The sequence below is a fragment of the Helicobacter suis genome, assembly GCF_902196125.1.
GTDB lineage: Bacteria > Campylobacterota > Campylobacteria > Campylobacterales > Helicobacteraceae > Helicobacter > Helicobacter suis_B.
This window is the reverse complement of sequence record NZ_CABIKG010000051.1, coordinates 1-953: the sequence shown is the minus strand read 5'-3', so window position 1 is coordinate 953 and position 953 is coordinate 1. Positions and strand designations below refer to the sequence as shown.

At 40.6% G+C, this 953-nt stretch carries 2 protein-coding genes; one reads left to right on the top strand and one right to left on the bottom strand.

Annotated features, from left to right (window positions below; translation table 11 throughout):
* A partial coding sequence (locus G6Q00_RS08235) for a phage minor head protein (protein WP_240331065.1) occupies nt 1-510 on the bottom strand: 510 nt, incomplete at its 3' end.
* Nucleotides 511-563: 53 nt separating this feature from the next.
* Here G6Q00_RS08235 and G6Q00_RS08230 point away from each other — a divergent pair.
* The coding region (locus tag G6Q00_RS08230) for a phage virion morphogenesis protein (RefSeq protein ID WP_205426581.1) at nt 564-953 on the top strand (390 nt) is incomplete at its 3' end.

Genomic DNA, 953 nt, shown 5'->3' with positions numbered 1-953 from the left:
TTTGTTTTTGATCTGTCTTTCGCTCCACATTTGCAACTCACACCGACAGCCCCAATCAAGTGGCGGGGTGTGGGTTTGCCAAAATGGGTGCTTTCTTGGTAAACAAACATTATCGTAAGCTAAATGACGCGCCGCGCTATCATGCCTACTATGAAACACATAGTACCACCCATCGCCATTACTACTCCCCACAATTGGCGGGGCACTCTCATAGCGCATTAATTTACCCCGCGTGTTTGCATAAATTAAATTATATTTAAAGATGCGTTCAAGGCGCTTTTTATTGATTGTTTCTAGTAATTGCGGATTTGCCTTAACAAACTGGCTAAAACTTTGCCCCTTTGCTAAAGCTTTCTCTAAAGCATTTTGATAGGCAACTAAAGTATCAATTTTACTAATGCCACTAATGCTAAAAGCTCTTAAATATTCCTCAAATTTAAACTTAGCCCCATTAGGGATTAATTGGGGTCTTTTAGCTTGAAGGCTAGCGATAGCTTCTAAAAAGGGCATAATTAACCTTTTTTGCGTGTTATTCTAGTCAAACAAAAAACTAGGAGTTGCGCATGTTTGATTTATCCGTTATTACAAGAGAAGTGGCCAACATTATTGAAGATGAAGTACGCCAATCTTTCACACAACAAAAAGACTTGACTACTAATCGATCATGGAGCCCACTAAAGCCTAAAACTTTAAAATACAAACCCAGAAACAAGCCTATTTTAGAGCGTAGCGGGCTAATGCGAAGTGCGGTGCGTGTAGATATTGAAGGTAGTAGAGTTAGCGCGCGAGTTAATGTATCTTATGCTCCATACCACCAGCTAGGAACTAGAAAAATGCCACAACGCCGCTTTATGCCCTTTGATGATCAGGGAAGACCTTCCCCAACATTAGAAAATGAGATCAAACAGATTTTAGAGCCCACCGGCAAAGGCGGGCAAGATTTGTTAAGACAA